Source organism: Streptomyces rhizoryzae, assembly GCF_023155275.1.
In the GTDB taxonomy this organism is placed as follows: Bacteria; Actinomycetota; Actinomycetes; order Streptomycetales; family Streptomycetaceae; genus Streptomyces; species Streptomyces rhizoryzae.
Genome location: NZ_JALMUV010000003.1, coordinates 157,553 through 176,479 on the forward strand (window position 1 = coordinate 157,553; position 18,927 = coordinate 176,479).

The following is an 18,927-nucleotide window of genomic DNA, read 5'->3' on the forward strand; positions in this document are numbered from 1 at the left end:
AGCTCACCACCCCAGCTCCGTGTAGCGGCGCCCGGCCCGGACACCGTCGATCGCCGCCCGGGTGTAGGGAACGATCTGCCGGGGCAGCCGGCCGGGGTCCCACCAGCGCCAGGCCAGGCAGCGGTCCGGCTCCCGCAGCTCCGGCTGCCCCTCCCACCGCCGCACCCGGAAGACGCACTGCATACGGGGCGGTGGGCCTGGCCCGTCCAGCACGTGCACGACATGGACGAGTTCGGCGTCCTGCGGCCGGATCCGCAGCCCGGCCTCCTCGTCGGCTTCCCGGACCAGGCACTCCAGCGCACTCTCGCCCCGTTCGCAGTGCCCGGCCAGGAAGTGCCACAGCTCGCCCGCGTGGCGCGCGTCGGGACGGCGCAGTCCGAGCAGGAGCCGGCCCCGGGGGTCCTCCAGGTAGAGGTGGACTCCGGCCACCGTGAACGCGTGGGTGGCGGAGCGGTCCGGTTCCGGGGCGGGCCCGGGCCGGTGGGCCGTGCCCCGTTCGGCGTGGCGTCCGAGGGTTCCCGGCCGCCGCCCAGGAGCGACCAGCAGCCCGGCTCCCAGATGCCGGGAATGTCGTCCCGGAGGTGCAGGAGGTACTCGCCGGAACTGTTGAAGATCAGCGCCGAGGCGTGGTCCGGCTCGGCGGGTTCGGGCGGGTGGTGGGCGTGGGGTGCGGCAGGCACGGCGTCCTCCGGGGGAGGGGGCGAGGGGGCGCGGGCGCTCGGGGTGCGGCCTCCTCGCGGGGCCGGCGTGGACCCGGGCGAGGAGGAGCGTCAACTCCCCGACAGTACCCCCGCGTTGAGGGGGCTACGCTGCCTTCGCACCGATCCCCGTGATCGCGGCCAGGGCCTGTTCCAGCAGTGCCGGGTCGGCGGGGGTGCGGGAACGCCAGGCGATGAAGCCGTCGGGCCGTACGAGGAGCGCGTCGGTGGCCGCCAGTCGCAGGGCCGCGGCGCTGTCCGCGTCGAGGCGGACCGCGCGCAGGTCCGTGCCGCGGGCGGCGGCCACCTGCCGCGCTGCCGCGCACCAGGCGTCCCCGGCCGGGCCGGCCAGTACCGCGAAGCGCGAGGCGGCCAGGTCGAGGGTGGAGACGTCCGAGCCGTTCAGCCAGTGGTGGGGGAGGCGTGAGCCCGGGGATCCGTCCAGGCTCGCCGCCACGTCCTCGGTCGACGGGACCTCCGCGACCGGACCGACCACCGCCGAGGAGTCGTAGCGGTAGCCCATGGTGACCATCGGGGCGTACCAGGCACCCACCGCGCGGCGCTCCGCCACCGCCGCCGGGTCCCAGTGCAGCCGCGGGTTCTCCCAGCGCAGCAGTGCCTGGCGCGTCACCAGTTCCGCGACGGCGTGGCGCTCCTCGTGGTAGCTGTCCAGCAGCCGGTCCCCGGCCTGCCCGGAGAGCACCAGGGCCAGTTTCCACGCCAGGTTGTGGGCGTCGGCCAGCCCGGTGTTGAGGCCGAACGCGCCGAGCGGTGAGACGGCCCGGGCCGCGTCGCCCACCAGGAAGGCGCGGCCGGCGCGGAACCGGTCGGCCCGCCGTACGGTCGCCCGCCACGGCAGGACGCTGATGATCTCCACCGGTACGTCCGCGGCCCCGATCGCGGCGCGGACCGCTGCCAGGCACTCCGCCTCGGGGGGCGTGCCCTCGGAACGGGCCCGGGTGTGCAGCACCCAGCGCCGTTCCCCCACCGCCAGCAGGACTCCCCGCGCGTCGGGGTGGCCGATGTGCGTCATGGTGGGCATCGAGCCGAAGCGGCCGACCAGGTCGGCGGTGAAGAGGATGTTCAGGGTGACCTCGCCGATGACGCCCGGGCCCGTCGTGCCGATGCCCAGCATGCCCCGCACCGCGCTGTTGACCCCGTCGGCCCCCACCACGTAGTCGGCGCTGACGGTGCGTCCGTCGGAGAGCGCCACCCGCGCCCGGCCGGCGTCCTGTTCGACGGCGGTCACCTCGGTGCCGAAGACGACGGTGGCGCCGCGCTCGCGGGCGGCGGGGAGCAGGACGGAATCGATCCGGTCCTGCGGGTAGTGGCCGAGCGGGGTCTCCGGGGAGACGGGGGAGGGGGCGGCCGGGACCGGCGCGGCCGGGCCGCCGCTGCGGTCGATCTCGGCGGCGCTGCGGGCCTCGGCCCGCGGCCGGCTGACGGACCGTACGGCGACGCCGGCCAGCCGCTGACCGAGCCCCACCTCCCGGAAGAACTCCAGGGTGCGCGGGCTCAGGCCCAGCGCACGCGGGTGGACCGACGGCGCCGGACGGCGCTCGACGACCAGTGACGGTATCCCGTGGTGGCCCAGGAACACCGCGGTGGCCAGGCCGACGGTGCCTCCGCCGGCGATCACGACCGGAAAGTCGGGCATGACATCCCCCCTGCTGTCGCGGAGCGCGGGCGTGCTGCGCCGCGCTGGTGGGAACAGTGTTCCCGCAAGTGGGCACACTGTACGCCATGCGTACACTGTTCCGATGTCGTCTTCCCGGTCCCGGCCCCAGCCGCAGTCACCGTCGCCCTCGCCGTCGCGCGCCCCCTCGCGTACGGCGGCCCCGTCGGTCTGGATGCGGGACCGCCGGCCGGGCGGCCGGCCGGCGCTCAGTGAGGAGCGGATCGTCCGCTGCGCCGTCCGCCTCGCGGACGCCGAGGGGATCGACGCCCTCTCCATGCGGTGCATCGCGACCGAACTGGGCTCCGGGACGACCTCGCTCTACCGCCATATCGCGGGCAAGGACGAGCTGATCGAGCTGATGGTGGACGCGGTGTACGGGGAGGACGCCCCACCCGAGGCGGCGCCCGGGCCCGGAGGCGACTGGCGCACCGAGATGGCCGGTATCGCGCGGGGCCTGCGTGCCGCACTGCTGAGGCACCCGTGGCTGGCGCAGCAGGCGTCGCGGCGGCCCGCGCTCGGCCCCAACGTCCTGGCGCGGAGCGACCGGGCGCTGGCCGTGGCGGGCCGGGCGACCGGTGACGCGACCGCTGCCGCGATGACGGTCAGCGCGGTCATGACGTACGTGCTCGGCTCGGTCACCACGGAGCTGGCCGAAAGGGAGGCCCGGCGGACCACCGGGATGACCGAGGAGGAGTGGCAGGAGTCCGTCGGGGAGTACGTCCGGCAGGTGGTCGACTCGGGGCGGTACCCGCACTTCAACCGGCGCGTGCTGGAGGCGGAGGAGCGGGACGCAGGCGCCCGTTTCACGTTCGGTCTGGACTGCCTGCTGACCGGTCTCGCCGCGGCCCTCGGCAGCGGGTGAGCCCCGCACGCGGGCCCGCGTGCGCGTGCGTCCCCCCGGGTCCGCGCCCCTGTGGAGGCCCAACTCGCCTGCCAAACGGGAGATATGTCACGTGCCGGGGCCCAGGCAACCTGCCGGTACAGGTTTAAGCTCCACGTCCGGGTGAACCTCGTGGGAAGGCGCCGCGGCCGTTCCCGCCGGGTGGCGATCATGCGACCGTGAATCGTGATCGACGTGCCGTGCACCGGCGCCGGGCACTCCGGACCGGACTGGCCACCCTCAGCATGCTGTCGCTGGTGTCTGCGCTGCCCGCTGCCGCGCAGCCGACCAACACCCCCCAACCGCCGAAGAGTTCCGCGCGCCCGCTCGACCCGGCCGAGGCGCGCACCGCCGCGTACCTGGAGTCGATCCGGCACGACCCGGCCCGGCTGCGCGCGTTCTTCCTGCGCCTCCCCAAGGGCGGGGACCTCCACAACCACCTCTCCGGCGCCGTCCCCACCGAATACCTGATCAAGCTCGCCGCCGAGGACGGGCTGTGCATCGACGAGAAGACGATGACCGCCGTGGCACCGCCGTGCGGACCGGGCAAGCGCCCGGCGGCGGACGCCCGCACCGACCGGGCGTTCCGCGACGCGCTGCTGCGTGCCTGGTCCATGCAGGACTTCCCACCCGGCCAGTCGGGCCATGACCACTTCTTCGACGCGTTCGGGAAGTTCGGCGAGGTGACCTGGCGGCACCGCGGCAAGCTGCTGGCGAAGGTCGCCGACGGCATCGTCGGGCAGAACCAGTTCTCTCTGGAGACGCTGGTCACCCCCGCCTCCGAAGAGGCCAAGAAGGTGGCCGACGAGGTCGGTTGGCAGGCCGACTTCGACCGGATGCACCGGGCGCTGGTCGCCGGCGGCAAGCTCGACCGCCTGGTGGCCACCGCCCGCAAGGAGGCGGACGACGCGGACGCCGAGTTCCGTTCCGCTGCCCGCTGCGGCACCGCGCGGCCGGCCCCGGCCTGCCGCCTGACCGTCCGCTGGAACTCCCAGGTCTCCCGCGGCTCCAGTCCCGAGCGGGTCTTCACGCAGATGGAGCTCGGGATGCGGCTGGCCGAGCGGGACCCGCGGTTCGCCGCGGTCAACCTCGTCCAGCCCGAGGACTGGGACAGCTCCCTGGCCAACTACACCCTCCAGATGCGGATGCTCGCCTACCTGCACCGCACCTACCCGCGGGCCCACCTCACCCTGCACGCCGGGGAGTTGCGGCCGGGCCTGGTCAAGCCGGAAGACCTCACGTTCCACATCAACCAGGCGGTCGGCGTCGCGCACGCCGAACGCATCGGCCACGGCGTCGACCTCGTCCACGAGGACAACTGGCAGCAGCTGGCCCGGACCATGGCCGCCCGCGAGGTGGCCGTCGAGGTGCCGTTCACCAGCAACGCGCAGATCCTCGGGGTCAAGGGCGCCGAGCACCCGTTCACGGTCTACCGGGCGTACGGCGTGCCGATCGTGCTGGCCACCGACGACCCCGGTATCTCGCGTATCGACATCACCCACGAGTACCAGTACGCCGCCACGACGTACCGCCTCGGGTACGGCGACGTGAAGGACCTGGCCCGGGCCTCGCTGCACTACGCGTTCCTGCCCGGCCGCAGTCTGTGGCAGGGCAACCCGACGCGGGACGGCTACCGGCCGGTCGCCGCGTGCCGGGGGCAGCTCCCGGGCCGGGGGAGTCCGGGCGCCGCCTGCCGGAGCCTGCTCGCCGCCAACCGGAAGGCGGCCGTCGAGTGGCGGCAGGAGGTCGCGTTCGCCTCCTTCGAGCGCCGCTTCGCCGCCCGCGGTGCGACCGCCCCCACGGGCGAGGGCGGTCCGCGCTGACCGGTGCCCGCACCCGCGGTGGTCCCGGCGTAGCGGCACAGCACCGGTACGCCGGGACCGCCCCCGCTAGATGAAAATGATGTTCAACTGATGTAGGGTGGGTTGCGGTCCGCCGCGCACCGGCGTTCCGTGCGGTGCGCCGTCACCCGGTGACCGTCAATGAGCGATAAGGCGAGGCATGCTGGTCCGTTATCCCCGAGCGCAGTACACCCTGAGCCGGAACTGCCTGTACCGGCAGCCCTTCCGGAGCCGTCCGCACCCCGAGGAGCCGAAGCCCCGGCCGGCCGCGGCGGAGACCTCCCCGGCCGCACGGCAGGCCGGATCGGCCGGCCGGGCCGCACACGGCATCGTCATCGACCGGGAACGCCGCAGTGCGACGGTCGACGGGCGGCCCCTCGCCCTGACGTACCTGGAGTTCGAACTCCTCGCCCACCTCGTGGCGCACCCCCGCCGCGTCCACACCCGCGCCCAGCTCACCCATGACCTGTGGGACCAGCCGGCGGTCGGCAACACCCGCACCGTGGACGTCCACATAGCCAGGCTCCGCAGGAAACTCGGTCCGGTGCACCGGGTGGCCATCGTGACGGTGCACCGGGTGGGCTACACCTTCGATCCGGCACGCATCGAGCGGTAGGGGGAGGGGCCGGGGCCGCGCACCCGGTGCCGCACGGGCCGCCGCCCGGCGCCGACAGGGGCCGCCGGGCGGCGCCCCGGCGGCGTTGTCAGTGGTCGCCACTATCTTCAGCCGTGTTCCCGCCGAGTGCGGCGTGGACGTCCTTCGGGCTGCTGAGGAGATGGTGCGTTGTCTGACTGGGAGAGGTCGAGCACGGCGCGGGTGATCCCGCCGGCGAGACCCCGCAAACTCGCCAAGGTCCCGTTCGTCGAACTGGCCGACGGGCGACTGCAGGGTGTGGTGTCCAGCGGATCGGACATCGGGCGGGTCTATGTCTCGTCGGTGGCCGCCGGCAGCTACGCCTACGCGTGCAGCACCAACAACAACCGCCCCTGCGGCGGCGCCCGGGGCGGATTCTGCAACCACATCCGGGCACTGGTCGGCGAGGCGGTGCTCCAGTACGGCGCCGAGCGCGTCGCCCGGTACCTCAAGGCCGAGGCCGCGGAGGCGGCGCCGACCGTCCAGTCGCTCCTCGCGGAGATGACGGGCGCCCGGCCGCCGAAGGGGGACGGCCAGGCCGCCGCGGCCGTCTTCAGCCGCTTCCTCCGCCACCTCGCCTACCTCGAACTGGCCCCGGACACCGCCCCGTTGCCGGAGATGCAGTGGTTCCCGCCGACCCGGGCGGAGACGGCCGGGGCGCCCGCGGACGAGCCCGGCACGGACGGCGGCGCCGACGGAGGGACCGCGGGCCCGGACGGGCCGGCCGCGGCCCTGGCCGCCGTGGACGCCTTCGACCGGGCCCTGGTCACCGGACTGCTCCGCCCCCAGCCGGACGGGGCCGCCGGACTGACCGCGTGCGCGCACGCCGTGGCCGGCACCCCGCTGGCCGCCACGGTCGCCGAGGCCGCGGAGAAAGCCGCGGCCGGTGCCGCCGGCGAGGACCACTTCCTCGCCCTCGCCGCCGCCCGCACCGCACTGCTCGGCGCCGTCCACGACGCCCTGCTGACGGACGCCCAGGAGATGACCGGGCGGTCCGGCGACGCGGAGCGCGCAGTGGAGTCCGGCGCGCGGCCGGCCGCGGACGGGGCGGCCGGCCAGGCGGGGAATCTGCTGGCCGCGGCCCGCTCCTGGCTGTCCGACCTGGCCCGTGCGGGCTGGCAGGGCCTCGACCACGAGACGGTCGCCGGCGCTTCGCGGATCGTCTCCGCACTGCTCCCGCACCCCGGCCTGCGCCGCCTGGCGACGCTCCTCGACGGCTTCGCCGCCGAACTCGCCGCCTCCTGTCCCGGCGCCTCCCTGGACCGCATCCCGGCCCGCCGGTGGGCCGATCTGTGGTCGCGGGCGATGCTCCTGACGGTGCCCGGTGCCGCCGACGTGCCCCCGGCCGGTGCGGTCACCGGCCGTCTGCTGCCCCTCGGCGCCGACGTCCAGGAGCACCCGACCGCCGTACAGGTCCAGATCCACGCGGTGTTCGAGCCCGCGGACGGCAGCGCACCGCGGCTGCTGCGGGCCGGGGCGGCGGCGCCCAAGCCCGACACCGTCGTCGGGGCCGGGCTCTGGCAGCTGCTCCGGCCGCACTGCTCGCTGCTGGAAGCCGTCAGCGCGGGCCGGTCGGTGCAGCTCACCGACATGCCGGTCACCGCCGGGGGCGACCTGATCTGGAACGACGAGCACGCCCGCCCGGGCGAGCTTGCCGACCCGTTCGCCACCGCCCGCGTCGTCCTGCCCACCGCGGCCGAGACGGTGACCGCACCGCTGGACCGGCATCCGGCGGCCCTCGCCGTCCCCGTCTTCCTGGAGGGCTACGCCGTCCAGCAGGACACCGCCGCCCCGGAGGACACGTCCGCGCAGGTCGGTGCGGCGCAGCGGGGCGGCGCGGCGCTGACGTTCCTCGTCGCCGGGCGGCCGCTAGCCGTCGACACCGACCGCATACCGACCGCCGGACCGCTCACCCCCGAAGCCGTCGCCGCCTCCGGGGCCTGCATCGGACTGCTCCGCTGGGACGCCGGGACGTTCCGCGTCCAGCCGCTGGCCGTGGAGACGACCGTCCGGAAGAAGACCGTCGCCCGGCACGCCGGGGGGTGGGCCGGCGGTACGGCCGACAAGGCCGGCCTGAAGGCGGAGAAGGCGGCCACCGACGCCGTGGCCGTCCTGCGCGAGCGGGCGGGGAGGCTGCTGCGGAAATGACCGAACCGACCACCCGCCCCGGGGCGGACGCCCACGAGAACCGCCGCCAGGTCCTGTACTGGCGGCTGCTCGCCCGCCTCTTCGACCCCGAGGAGCAGGCGGGCCTGGAAGCGGCGAGCCTCGCCGTCGTCAAGGACCTCGGCCTGCCGTCCGCGGTGCTGGACCCCGCGGCATCCCTCGACTCCCTCGTCCAGCGCCACCCCCGGCTCGCCGCCGAGCTCGACGGCCTGATGGCGCCCGAGCCCGATCCGGACGGCAGCCGCGACCGGGCCGCCGAGGTACGGCGCGCCGCGCTGGCGTCGAAGGTGCTGCTCAACGTCTTCGCCACCGGCTCCGGTGCGGTCACCGCCGGTCAGTTGGCCCGCTGGCAGTCCGACGCGGGCTGGCTGGAACGCGCTCTCGGCTGCGCGCCCGGCGCACTCCGCGGCGGCCGGACCGGCGGCGGTGGTGCGGGCCACGGCGGCGGTACCGGCGCGTCCGCGGGCGGGCCGGGCACCGGCCCGACCGGCACCGGCGGCCGCGGCACCACCCCCGACCTCGCCCGGCTGATCCCGGAGATCGGTCCCGAGCTGGGCGCCCTGGAGGCCGACCTGGTGAGGCGGATGCGGCTGCGCGAGGTGCTCGCCGACCCGCAGCTGGCCGCGCAGCTCACCCCCAGCATGTCGCTGATCGAGCAGCTCCTCAGGGACAAGAACAACCTCTCCGGAGTCGCCCTGGCCAACGCCAAGGCCCTGATCCGCCGGTTCGTCGACGAGGTCGGCGACGTACTGCGCACCCAGGTGGAGAAGGCCACGGCCGGCACCCTGGACCGCTCGGTCCCGCCCAAGCGGGTGTTCCGCAACCTCGACCTCGACCGCACGATCTGGAAGAACCTCACCAACTGGAGCCCGGAGGAGGAGCGGCTCTACGTCGACCGCCTCTACTACCGGCACACCGCCCGCAAGACCACCCCCCAGCGGCTGATCGTCGTCGTGGACCAGTCCGGCTCCATGGTCGACTCGATGGTGAACTGCACCATCCTGGCGTCCATCTTCGCCGGACTGCCGAAGGTGGACGTCCACCTGATCGCCTACGACACCCAGGCACTGGACCTCACTCCCTGGGTCCACGACCCGTTCGAGACCCTGCTGCGCACCAACCTCGGCGGCGGCACGGACGGCACGGTCGCCATGGCCCTGGCCCAGCCGAAGATCGCCGAGCCGCGCAACACCGTCGTGGTGTGGATCTCCGACTTCTACGAATGGCAGACCGAGCCGCTGTTCGCCGCCATGGCCGCGATCCACCGCTCCGGCGCGAAGTTCATCCCCGTCGGCTCGGTGACCAGCTCGGGACGCGGCAGCGTCAACCCGTGGTTCCGGGAGCGCTTCAAGGACCTCGGGACGCCGGTGATATCCGGCCACATCCGCAAACTCGTCCACGAACTCAAGACGTTCCTGGCCTGACGCCGCGGGACCACCCGGGCCCGCCGCGCCCCCTCCCACGTGCCACCCCCTTCGCCCCTTGCCCTGCTGCCCCCTCTCCGAAAGGCCCCGAGATGTCCGACCTGTTGCGCGCCCCCGCCGAGATCAAGTACGCCGAGGAACTGGACTGGCTGGAGTCCGTCGACGACAACCCCAAGCCCTTCTCCTGGCGCCTGTCCCCGAAGATGGTCCGCCTGTTCATCCTGGGCTCCGAACGCGCCGACGGCCTGGACCGCGAGATCGCGCAGAAGTGGTTCGGCGACCGCAGCTTCGTCGAGCGCGCCATCGTCACCCTCGCCTCCGACCGCGGCCTGCTGCTCATCGGCGACCCCGGCACCGGCAAGAGCTGGCTGGCCGAGCTGCTGTCCGCCGCGATCTGCCGCAACTCCACCCTGGTCGTCCAGGGCACCGCCGGCACCACCGAGGACCACATCAAGTACTCCTGGAACGTCTCCATGGTCATCGCCAAGGGCCAGTCCCGGGAGTCGATGATCCCCTCGCCGGTCATGACCGCCATGGAGACCGGCGCGATCGGCCGCTTCGAGGAGCTGACCCGCGCCACCAGCGACGTCCAGGACGCCCTGATATCCATCCTGTCCGAGAAGTACGTCTCGGTCCCCGAACTCGACAGCGACAACATCGTCTTCGCCAAGCCCGGCTTCTCCGTCATCGCCACCGCCAACAGCCGCGACCGCGGCGTCAACGACCTCTCCTCGGCGCTCAAGCGCCGCTTCAACTTCGTCCGCATCCCGGTGGTCACCAACAAGAAGAGCGAAGCCGAGATCGTCCGCTTCCGCACCGAGGAACTGCTGCGCCGCCACCGGATCGAACTCGACGTACCGCCCACGCTGCTCGACGTGCTGCTCCAGAGCTTCGCCGACCTGCGCGCCTCGGCGGCCGCCGCCGGCAGCGACGACGAGAAACTGGAGTCCGCGCTGTCCACCGCCGAGCAGATCGGCGTCCTGGAGGACGCCATCCTGCACAGCAACTTCTTCGGCGAGCGCGCCCTGACCGCCCACACCCTGGCCTCCTCGCTCGTCGGCTCGCTGGCCCGCCGCGAGCCCGAGGACCTGGCCATCCTCAACAAGTACCTGCACGGCGTCGTCGAACCGCGCAGCAGGGAAGAGGGCGGATCCTGGCCGGAGTTCCTGGCGGGCGGCCGCGACGCGATCGCGACCCTGTCGTGACGGCCGCCCCGGAAGGGGCCTTCACGGCCCTGCGCAGCCAGCTCCAGGAGGCCGCCGCGGCCTTCGCCGGCGGCCCCGACGCCCTCGCGGACATCCTGCTCGGCCTCGTCGACGACGTGGACCGCGCGCTCGGCGAGCCCCTGGAGATCTTCCCCGTCTGCCACCACTCGCCCGCCTCCGCGCTGGCCATGGCCCGCCGGCTGCGGCAGAAGCAGCCCAAGGTCGTCTACCTGGAGCTGTGCGAGGACCTGGCGCCGCTCCTGACCGAACTGCGGAACTGCAAACTCCCCGTCGCCCTCCAGGCGTTCGCCACCGACACCGACGGCTTCCCGGCCGACTGGGCCCCGCTGTCGGTGGTCGCGCCGATCACCGAGGCGTCCGCCGAATACCAGGCGATCGCCTACGCCCTGGACACCCCCGGCGTCGAACTGGTCCTCGTCGACCGCTCCGCCGACCACGTCTTCCAATGGGACGCGCGCCGCCCGCGGCCCGCCGCCCCGGCCGACCCGGACGCCCCGCCCGCCGAGGCCGAAGCGGCCCTGCACGGCGACGCGGTCGGCGTGGAGATCGGCGACCTGCGCCCGCGCTTCGCCGAACTGGAGGAGCACCTGCTGCGCCACGGCAAGGTGCGGCACTGGTCGGAGTGGTGGCACCAGTACGTCGAAGTGCCGCTCGGCGACGGCGACCACGCCACCTACCGCCAGGTCATGCTGCTGATCGGCAGCCTCTTCCGGCGCCTGGCCCCCGGCGATCCGCACCGCGTCCGGGTGGACGAGGACCGCGAGCGCCACATGTGGACGCGGATGCGCGCCCACCTGGCCGCGACCGGCACCGACCCCGCCGACTGCCTGTACGTCTGCGGGGCCTTCCACGCCGCCAGCCGCGTCGCGGAGTTCGGCGTCCACGGCACCGACACCTTCGACGCGGGCCCGCGGACCGCGACCACGTGGCAGTACGGCCTGATCCCGTCCAGCCACGCGGCGATCGAGGCGCAGTTCGGCCTGGCCCCCGGCTCGGTGTCGATCGCCGCCACGGTCTGGGCGAAGAACGTCAAACGCACCCGCACCCGGCCGTACCGCCTGACCGGCCAGGCAGGCACCCCGAAGGCCACCGCACCGGCCGGACGCGGCACCCGGCGGCGGACCGCCGCGCCACCGGAGGAGTCCGCCGACCGGCTGACCGGCTTCCTCCGGCAACCGCCCGCCCCGGACCGCCTGGACGAGGCCGAACTCCTGGGCTGGTCGGTGGAGATCGTGCGTGCCGCCCGCCGCAACGGCTACCTCGCGTCCACCGCCGACGCCATCGCGGTGTTCGAGACCTCGATCCTGCTGGCCGGTATGCGCGACCGGGCCCGGCCGACGCCGTACGACTTCCAGGACGCGGCCGTGACCTGCATCGAGAAGGACACCGTGCCGGGCCGGCGCGATGTGCGCCGCCTCGTGGAGATCATGATGGGCGGTGACCGCGTCGGCCGGGTCGGCTACGACGCGCTGCCGCCCCTGGCCCGCGACGTCCACGACCGGCTCGCCCCGCTCCACCTCGACCTCCAGCGGCGCGGGGTGCAGCGGGCCCTGCTCGACATCGCCGGCCGGCCGGAACTGGCGGACTGCTCCGACGTCCTGTGGATCCTGCGCCGGCTGCTGCCCGGCGGCGCCGCCCGCCCCATCATGGGCGAACGGCGGCTCGGCGAACGCGCCATCCAGGAATCCTGGGACCTGGCACTCGGCACCCATCAGCGCGCCCTGATCGAACTGGGCTACGAGGGCGTCAGCATCGAGCAGGTCCTCGAACAGCGCCTGCGCCGCACGGCGTACGACCCGCGGGCCACCGCGGCGACCGTCCTGGAAGCCGTCGAGGACGCCACCCTCCACCTGCGCAGCCGCCGCCTCGCCGACGAACTCGGCGCCCACGCCCTCCAGGTGCTGGCCACCGAACGCAGCGTGGACGGCGCCCCGGAGGTCCTGCGCCGGGTCCGCCGGCTGCTGGCCCACTACCGCACCAGCGAACCGGTCCTGCCCCCGTGGATCGCCTCCTTCGTCAAGACCGGCTACGCCCACTACTGCACCCTGCTGCCGACCGCGTTCACCGAGGAGGACGCCACCGTGCGCCAGGTGGCCGCCATGCTGGGCTTCCTGTTCAGCATGGAGGGCCTGGCACTGTCCCTGGGGTGCGACCGCACCCAGCTGGAGCTGGCGGTCGCCCAGTGCCATCCCGACGACCCGGCCAAGACCGCACTGCTGTGGGCGGCCCGGACCCAGCTCGGCGGCCTGACCCGCACCGAGCTGCGGGCCCGGTGCGCCGCCCTGCTGGACAACCCCCTGGTGGTGCCCGCCTACCCCCGCTACCTCAGCGGCTTCCTGCACGCCCTGGAGCCCGTCCCGGGCCTGACCGACTTCGTCGTCGAAGCGGTCTCGCACGCCTTCGCACGGCTCCCCGACCCGGTGCTGCTGCCCTGGCTGCCCACCCTGATCAGCACCCTCCGCTCGGACGGCGCCGACCTCGCCCCGCTGCTCATCCGCGAGGCCGGCCGCCTCTTCCCGGGCCGCCTCCCCGCACTCGACACCTGGACGCCCCCCTGGCGCACCCCGCCCGCGGACCCGGCCGCACCGGCCCCCGCGCCACCCGGGAACGCCCCGCGCGGCACACCCCTCCTGGCCGCCCATCCGGCCACCTGCGACGCCCTGGCCGGTCTGCTGGGCTACGAGGGCACCTGGCAGGACCCCGCGGACCCGCCCGGCCCGCCGGGCGCCGCCGCCCTGATCGCCCGCCACCCGGCGACGGCCCGGGCCGCAGCCGCCCTGCTGACCGTCTCCTGACGCTCCCCCTGCCCCCCACCACCCCTTGCCCGCACCACCCCACACCACGAGCGCGCCCCGCGCGACACGAGAGGAAAACCATGCCCCTGGGATGGAAAGTCGTCTTCGACGCCGCAGACCCGCACCGCCAGGCACTGTTCTGGGCCGAGGCACTGGAGTACGTGATCGAGGACAACAGCGCGCTGATCCGGCGCCTGCTGTCGGCCGGGGCGATCGAGGCGGACCTGTGCCTGGAGTTCCAGGGGCGGCTGTTCTGGCGGGACGCCGCGGCCGTCCGGCACCCCGACGACCCCGTCGACCCGGTCAGCGGTGCGGGCCTGGGCAGACGCCTGCTCTTCAACCGCGTACCGGAGGCCAAGACCGGCAAGAACCGGCTGCACCTCGACCTCCACACCGCGCCCGGAACCCGCGCGGCGACCGTCGCCCGCTTGCAGGCCCACGGCGCCACACTGCTCCGCCACGTCAAGGAGCAGGGCGGGGAATGGTCGGTCCTCGCCGATCCGGAGGGCAACGAGTTCGACGTCGCCTGAGCCCCCGCCGCGAGCCGTCCGCCCCGGCGTTTGACTCTCACACTCGTGTGAGGCTTTAGCGTCCCTGCGAGCCCGGCCGCCCGGCCGGGCACCCACCCGTACCGAAGGGGCCACCTCCCATGCCCGCACGCCCGCTCGACGGCAAGATCGCACTGGTTACCGGCGGCAGCCGCGGCATCGGCCGCGCCATCGCCGAACGCCTCGGCCGCGACGGCGCCACCGTCGCCCTCACCTACACCCGGGACGAAGCGGCGGCCGGCGAGGTGGTGGCGAGGATCCGCGAGGGCGGCGGCCGGGCGGTGGCGTTCGCCGCCCCGCTCGGCCACCGCGGCGACGCCGCCGCCCTGTGGTCGGCCTTCGACGAACGGATCGCGGACCAGGCACCCGGCACCGCGCCGGCCGTCGACATCCTCGTCAACAACGTCGGCATCGCGATGACCGCGGACCTCACCGCACTGACCGAGGACGACTTCGACCAGGTCTTCGCGGTCAACGTCCGGGCCCCGTTCTTCATCGTCAAGGAAGGGCTGGAGCGTCTGCGCGACGGCGGCCGCATCATCAACATCTCCAGCGGCGCCGGCCGCCTCGCCATGCCCCAGGCCATCGCCTACGGCGCCACCAAGGGCGCCCTCGACAACTTCACCCGCAACCTCGCCCAGGCACTGGGCGCCCGGGGCATCACCGCCAACGCGGTGGCCCCCGGCATCGTCGACACCGACGTCAACGCCGACTGGCTGCGCGGCGATCCCGCGGCCGAGGCCGACGCCGCCGCCCGCGCCGCCCTGGGCCGGGTCGGCCGGCCGGACGACATCGCCGACATCGTCGCCTTCCTCGCCTCGCACGACGCCCGCTGGATCACCGGCAAGGTGATCGACGCGACCGGCGGCGTCCGGCTGTGAGGCGACCGCGCCGCCCCGCCTACGATGAAACGGTGCGCCCACCGGAACCGTACTGGAACACCAACGTCGCCCGGCACAACGGCATCCTGCGTGCCGTCCCCGAGGGGTGCGGCGAGGCCCTGGACGTCGGCTGCGGCGACGGACTGCTGGCCCGCAAGCTCGCCCGGCGCGCCCGGCACGTCACAGGCATCGACAGCTCGCCCGGGATGATCGCCCGCGCCCGCGAGCAGTCCGGCGGCGACCCGGCCCTCACCTTCCTCGAAGGCGACTTCCTCACCGCCGAACTCCCGCACCACGCCTACGACTTCATCTGTTCGGTGACCGCCGTCCACCACATGGACTTCGCCGCGGCGCTCACGCGGATGCGCGAGGTGCTGCGGCCGGGCGGGACCCTGGTGGTGGTCGGACTGGCCCGGGAGGCCGGCCCGGGGGAGTGGGCGGCGCTGATCGCGGCTGCCCCGATCGTGCGCGTCACGAAGATCCTGCGCCGGGCCCGCACCCCCGAAGGGATGCCGGTCGCCGCACCGCGGATGAGCTACCGACAGGTCCGCACCGCGGCGCGCGACCTGCTCCCCGGCGTCCGCTACCGCCGGCACGTGCTCCGCCGCTACGCGCTGACCTGGCACAAGCCCGCCGGCCCAGGCACCGCCCTTGCCCGGTGAGTTGACCTCACCTTACGCTGCGCGGGTGACCCGGCCCCCGCAGCCGCGTGCTGCCGCTTCCCGAGACAGACTGCTGCGCGCCGCCGCCGAGGAACTGGCCGGGAGCGCCACCCTGGAGGTCGCCGCCGTGGCCCGCCGGGCCGGCGTGAGCACCGGGCTTCCCTACCGCTACTTCGGTTCCCGCAGCGGTCTGCTCATCGCGGTCGTCGAGGCGTTCTACCAGCGGCTCTCCGAAGCCTGCGCCCGGCGCGACTACGCAGGGGCGACCTGCGCCGAACGCGAGCGCCAACGCGTGCGCGACTGGGTGGACTTCCTGTACGCCGAACCGCTCGCCCCGATGATCCTCGGCGGCCTGGCCGGGGACGGGGAGGTGGCCGCGTTCCACACCCGGCAGCTGGCCGCCCTGGTCGAGAGCTGCGCCCGCGCCGTGACCCGGGCGCAGCGCGCCGGGGAACTCCCGGCCGACCGCGACCCCGAACTTCTCGCCGCGGCCACCCTCGGCGGTATCACCGCTTCGGTCTCGGCCGCCCTCACCCGCACCCCCCGCCCGCCGGCGTCCGACGTCACCGCCCAGCTGTGGGCGTTCGTCAGCGGCGCGGCGGGCCTGCCCGGCGCCACCGCCTGACGGGAGCGCGCCGCCGCCCCCGGTCCGGTTTCGCGTCAGTCACCGCGCCAGATGTTGTCGAAGGCGGCCTGCTCGATCGCGCGCCGCTGCCGCAGCGCCGCCAACCGCGTCAGCGCGTCGTGGGTGGCGGCGAGCACGGTGTCCACGGCGTCGTCGTCGACGCCCGGGGAATCGGCGGTCCCGGCGCGGTCCGCGCCACCGAGCCCCAGGGCCGCCCCGAGGGACACCAGCACGGGCTCCTCGGCGGCCCAGCGGTCCGCCGCCTGGCGGCGGTCCGGGGAGTCGGCCAGCACGGGGTGGCCGGCCCGGAACGGCCTGCCGCGGTGCCGCGGCCGGCCGATCAGCCCCTCCGCCTCCAGCGCCGCCAGATACGCCGCTGCCAGACCGTCTCCCCTCCGCCACAGCCAGTCGTCGACCGACTCGTACGGCGCGGTGCGGACGAGGGACGCGGCGGCCCGGTCCAGCAGGGGATCGGGGGTGGTGGGGCGGTAGCCGGGCACGATGCGGTCGCCGTCCAGCGCGATGGCCCCGGCCGCGAGGAGGTCGGTCAGCTCGGCCCCGGCGAGGGCGAGCGACAGATTGCCCTGCTCCACGGCGTGGCCGGGGGCCACGTCCATGGCGGTGATCATCAGGTCCCGTGCGGTGGTCATGGCAGTCGGTCGACCTCCCTCCGCTCGGGGCCGGTTTGCCCCACGGCTCCCGTAGTCCAGCAGACCAGCTCCACCCCGATCCCGCGCGCCGAAGCGCCCCGGCGGACGGCCGACCGCGCGCCGGCCCGCTCACCGCCCACCGGGCCAGGCCGGACCGGGAGCTTTGTAGGCGCTCGGCGGGCGGCCCAGCAGCTTCTTGAACGCGGTGGTGAACGCGGCGGGGCTGTCGTATCCCAGCAGCACCGCGACGCGGGTGACCGGCGCACCCGCGGCCAGGTGCTGGAGGGAGTGCAGGATGCAGGCGCGGTGCCGCCACTGCGCGAAGCCCATGCCGGTGCCGCGGTGGAACAGGCGGTTCAGGGTGCGCTCGCTGACGTTGAGCGCCGCACACCAACGGGCGGGCGGGTCATGGACGTCCGGTTCCCGCAGGAACGCCTCGCACAGCGGGCGCAACCGCGGATCGGCGGGCAGCGGCACATCGAGGGGGAGCGGGGCCAGGCTCGCCAGCTCGTGCAGGAGCAGATGGGCGACGGCCGCGTCGCGGCTGTGCTCGCGGTAGCGGGGATCGATGTCCACGGCTTCCAGGATCAGCGCCCGCAGCAGGTCCGAGACCCCGACCACCCGGCAGCGGTCCGGGAACCACGGCACCGCGGCCGGCTCGATGTACAGGCTGCGCGTACTGACCCCCAGCATGGTGACCTGGTGCCTGGTCCCGGGCGGGATCAGCACCGCGCGGGCGGTGGGCACGGTCCAGGTGCCGTCCGCCGTCTCGACCCGCATGATGCCGGTGGCCGCGTAGAGGACCTGGGCCCGCCGGTGTTCGTGCCAGACGAGGAGGTAGGGGTCGGGGTAGTCGGTGCCGATGGCCAGCAGGGCCCGGTCCAGGCCGTCCACCTCCGCGACAGGAGTGTTGCGCACCGGACCAGGCTACGCAGCCGGCCACCGGCTGTCCGCTGCGCGCAAGAAGGTGGCACAGCACCGAATGCCTGCCACCCCCACCGGTACCTAGCGTGAAGGGCGTGCTGACCTCGTTCCTCGTCCTCCTGCTGTTCGGTGTCCTGACCGGCGTCACGACCGTGCTCTTCGGTTTCGGCGGCGGCTTCCTCACCGTCCCGGTCGTCTACGGCTTCCTGTCCGCCACCGCGCCGCCCGGCGTGGACGCCATGCACACCGCGGTGGCGACGTCCACCGCGGTCATGCTGGTGAACGCGGTGGTCGCGGCCTTCGCCCAGTGGCGCCAGGGCCGCCTGCACCGGCCCTACGTCTGGCCGCTGGCCGGGTACATCCTGCTCGGCGCCGTGGCCGGAGCCTGCGCGGCCACCTGGATCGGCGGCACGGCGCTGCGGGTCCTGTTCGCCGGCTACCTCCTGGTGACGATCGCCGACAGCCTGCTGCGGAAGGGCTTCCTGTCGGTCCGGCGGGACGCGGCGCCCGAGCCCCTCGGGCGGGGGACGACGACCTTCGGCGGACTGGGCATCGGCGCGGTCGCCGCGTGCCTGGGGGTGGGCGGCAGCGTCATGACCGTTCCGCTGCTGCGGCGCAGGGGCCTGCCGATGGCCAACGCCACCGCCATGGCCAATCCGCTCAGCGTGCCGGTGGCCGTGGCCGGGACCCTGGTCTACGCGCTCGCGCCCGGTGTCCCGGACGCGGCGGGCCACCTCGGCTATGTCGACCTCACCGCCTGCGCCGCCCTGCTCACCGGCTCGCTGCCCACCATCGCCCTGGCCAGAAGGGTGTCCGGACGCGTCCCCGACCGCCTCTACTCCTCCGCCTACCTCGCCCTGCTGATCCTCGTCCTGGCCGCGATGACCGTGACGGGTGCCTGACGGCTGCGACGAGGGGACGGGCCGCCAAGAGGCCGTTTCGCCAAGGCGGTTCGCGCGGGTGGCCCGACAGGGAGGCATGGCATGCTGCTGCGCCGCCGCGCGGCCGTGACCGGCCGGCCCGCGGCGGTCGCCCGCTGCCCGCTGCGTCGCCGCGTTCGCCGTGTTTCGCGGTGTTCGCTGCGTTCGCTGCGGTCAGAAGATGAAGACCGTGCCCAGCAGAATGATGAGGAAGAGCACGACGGCGAGGATGACGATGTAGCGGAGCTTGCCCTCGGGGCTCTCCTGACGTGCGGCGGGCGGAGGTCCGGGCGGGTACTTGCGGTGGGAACGGGGGTCTGCCACGGTTCCCCCTCGCGGGTCGCGGATCAGCTGCCGGACCCATTTTCCCGCGTC

17 protein-coding genes and 1 pseudogene are annotated in these 18,927 nt (G+C 74.4%); 13 read left to right on the top strand and 5 right to left on the bottom strand.

The window, feature by feature from the left end; genetic code table 11:
* Positions 1–3: 3 nt before the first annotated feature.
* A complete protein-coding gene (locus tag MUU72_RS04100; RefSeq protein WP_248011714.1) occupies positions 4–429 on the bottom strand; it encodes an NUDIX domain-containing protein in 426 nt (141 codons plus the stop codon).
* A gap of 375 nt (positions 430–804) precedes the next feature.
* Complete coding sequence (locus MUU72_RS04105; RefSeq protein ID WP_248011715.1) at positions 805–2,355, bottom strand: FAD-dependent monooxygenase; 1,551 nt, start codon at positions 2,353–2,355, stop codon at positions 805–807.
* Between the two features lie 103 nt (positions 2,356–2,458).
* On the opposite strand from MUU72_RS04105, the gene MUU72_RS04110 reads away from it, so the two are divergent.
* The 12 genes and pseudogenes from MUU72_RS04110 (at position 2,459) to MUU72_RS04165 (ending at position 16,058) form a co-directional block, all read left to right on the top strand.
* Complete coding sequence (locus MUU72_RS04110) at positions 2,459–3,238, top strand: TetR/AcrR family transcriptional regulator (RefSeq protein ID WP_248011716.1); 780 nt, start codon at positions 2,459–2,461, stop codon at positions 3,236–3,238.
* A gap of 263 nt (positions 3,239–3,501) precedes the next feature.
* Complete coding sequence (locus MUU72_RS04115) at positions 3,502–5,079, top strand: adenosine deaminase family protein (RefSeq protein ID WP_248011858.1); 1,578 nt, start codon at positions 3,502–3,504, stop codon at positions 5,077–5,079.
* 178 nt (positions 5,080–5,257) lie between these two features.
* The gene (locus MUU72_RS35835) at positions 5,258–5,713 is read left to right on the top strand and encodes a winged helix-turn-helix domain-containing protein (RefSeq protein WP_372502976.1); all 456 of its coding nucleotides are present in this window, start codon (positions 5,258–5,260) and stop codon (positions 5,711–5,713) included.
* A 168-nt stretch (positions 5,714–5,881) separates the two neighbouring features.
* Positions 5,882–6,376, top strand: a pseudogene (locus tag MUU72_RS04125) (hypothetical protein); the annotation flags it as partial.
* Complete coding sequence (locus MUU72_RS04130) at positions 6,350–7,879, top strand: hypothetical protein (protein ID WP_372502984.1); 1,530 nt, start codon at positions 6,350–6,352, stop codon at positions 7,877–7,879. The pseudogene MUU72_RS04125 and the gene MUU72_RS04130, both read left to right, overlap by 27 nt.
* The gene (locus MUU72_RS04135; RefSeq protein WP_248011717.1) at positions 7,876–9,321 is read left to right on the top strand and encodes a vWA domain-containing protein; all 1,446 of its coding nucleotides are present in this window, start codon (positions 7,876–7,878) and stop codon (positions 9,319–9,321) included. Before MUU72_RS04130 ends, MUU72_RS04135 begins: the two co-directional genes overlap by 4 nt.
* Positions 9,322–9,413: 92 nt before the next feature.
* Positions 9,414–10,526, top strand: a complete 1,113-nt coding sequence (locus MUU72_RS04140) for an ATP-binding protein (RefSeq protein WP_248011718.1) — start codon at positions 9,414–9,416, stop codon at positions 10,524–10,526.
* Positions 10,523–13,342: a DUF5682 family protein gene (locus MUU72_RS04145; RefSeq protein ID WP_248011719.1), complete on the top strand. Its 2,820-nt coding sequence runs from the start codon at positions 10,523–10,525 to the stop codon at positions 13,340–13,342. The genes MUU72_RS04140 and MUU72_RS04145 overlap by 4 nt, the downstream gene beginning before the upstream one ends.
* A gap of 80 nt (positions 13,343–13,422) precedes the next feature.
* Positions 13,423–13,872: a VOC family protein gene (locus MUU72_RS04150; RefSeq protein ID WP_248011720.1), complete on the top strand. Its 450-nt coding sequence runs from the start codon at positions 13,423–13,425 to the stop codon at positions 13,870–13,872.
* Between the two features lie 119 nt (positions 13,873–13,991).
* Positions 13,992–14,771, top strand: coding sequence for an SDR family oxidoreductase (locus MUU72_RS04155; RefSeq protein ID WP_248011721.1), 780 nt, complete (start codon positions 13,992–13,994; stop codon positions 14,769–14,771).
* A 32-nt stretch (positions 14,772–14,803) separates the two neighbouring features.
* A complete protein-coding gene (locus MUU72_RS04160; RefSeq protein ID WP_248011722.1) occupies positions 14,804–15,433 on the top strand; it encodes a class I SAM-dependent methyltransferase in 630 nt (209 codons plus the stop codon).
* 25 nt (positions 15,434–15,458) lie between these two features.
* Entirely contained in the window at positions 15,459–16,058 is a 600-nt protein-coding gene (locus MUU72_RS04165; protein WP_248011723.1) for a TetR/AcrR family transcriptional regulator, read from the top strand.
* 35 nt (positions 16,059–16,093) lie between these two features.
* Here MUU72_RS04165 and MUU72_RS04170 read toward each other — a convergent pair whose 3' ends face one another.
* Together MUU72_RS04170 and MUU72_RS04175 are read right to left on the bottom strand one after the other, a co-directional pair.
* On the bottom strand, positions 16,094–16,708 hold the full coding sequence (locus tag MUU72_RS04170) for a GPP34 family phosphoprotein (RefSeq protein ID WP_248011724.1): 615 nt from the start codon (positions 16,706–16,708) through the stop codon (positions 16,094–16,096).
* A gap of 129 nt (positions 16,709–16,837) precedes the next feature.
* A complete protein-coding gene (locus MUU72_RS04175; protein ID WP_248011725.1) occupies positions 16,838–17,626 on the bottom strand; it encodes an AraC family transcriptional regulator in 789 nt (262 codons plus the stop codon).
* Between the two features lie 101 nt (positions 17,627–17,727).
* Between MUU72_RS04175 and MUU72_RS04180 the strand changes: the two genes are divergently transcribed.
* On the top strand, positions 17,728–18,534 hold the full coding sequence (locus MUU72_RS04180) for a sulfite exporter TauE/SafE family protein (RefSeq protein WP_248011726.1): 807 nt from the start codon (positions 17,728–17,730) through the stop codon (positions 18,532–18,534).
* A 192-nt stretch (positions 18,535–18,726) separates the two neighbouring features.
* Here MUU72_RS04180 and MUU72_RS04185 read toward each other — a convergent pair whose 3' ends face one another.
* Positions 18,727–18,876 (bottom strand): hypothetical protein, encoded by a 150-nt coding sequence (locus MUU72_RS04185; RefSeq protein ID WP_248011727.1) that lies wholly within the window; start codon positions 18,874–18,876, stop codon positions 18,727–18,729.
* Between the last annotated feature and the right edge of the window lie 51 nt (positions 18,877–18,927).

Bases quoted from the DNA above. Each gene is read 5' to 3' on its own strand.
- MUU72_RS04105 (WP_248011715.1), bottom strand. From the start codon at position 2,355: ATGCCCGACTTTCCGGTCGTGATCGCCGGCGGAGGCACCGTCGGCCTG.
- MUU72_RS04110 (WP_248011716.1), top strand. From the start codon at position 2,459: ATGTCGTCTTCCCGGTCCCGGCCCCAGCCGCAGTCACCGTCGCCCTCG.
- MUU72_RS04115 (WP_248011858.1), top strand. From the start codon at position 3,502: ATGCTGTCGCTGGTGTCTGCGCTGCCCGCTGCCGCGCAGCCGACCAAC.
- MUU72_RS35835 (WP_372502976.1), top strand. From the start codon at position 5,258: ATGCTGGTCCGTTATCCCCGAGCGCAGTACACCCTGAGCCGGAACTGC.
- MUU72_RS04130 (WP_372502984.1), top strand. From the start codon at position 6,350: ATGCAGTGGTTCCCGCCGACCCGGGCGGAGACGGCCGGGGCGCCCGCG.
- MUU72_RS04135 (WP_248011717.1), top strand. From the start codon at position 7,876: ATGACCGAACCGACCACCCGCCCCGGGGCGGACGCCCACGAGAACCGC.
- MUU72_RS04140 (WP_248011718.1), top strand. From the start codon at position 9,414: ATGTCCGACCTGTTGCGCGCCCCCGCCGAGATCAAGTACGCCGAGGAA.
- MUU72_RS04150 (WP_248011720.1), top strand. From the start codon at position 13,423: ATGCCCCTGGGATGGAAAGTCGTCTTCGACGCCGCAGACCCGCACCGC.
- MUU72_RS04155 (WP_248011721.1), top strand. From the start codon at position 13,992: ATGCCCGCACGCCCGCTCGACGGCAAGATCGCACTGGTTACCGGCGGC.
- MUU72_RS04170 (WP_248011724.1), bottom strand. From the start codon at position 16,708: ATGACCACCGCACGGGACCTGATGATCACCGCCATGGACGTGGCCCCC.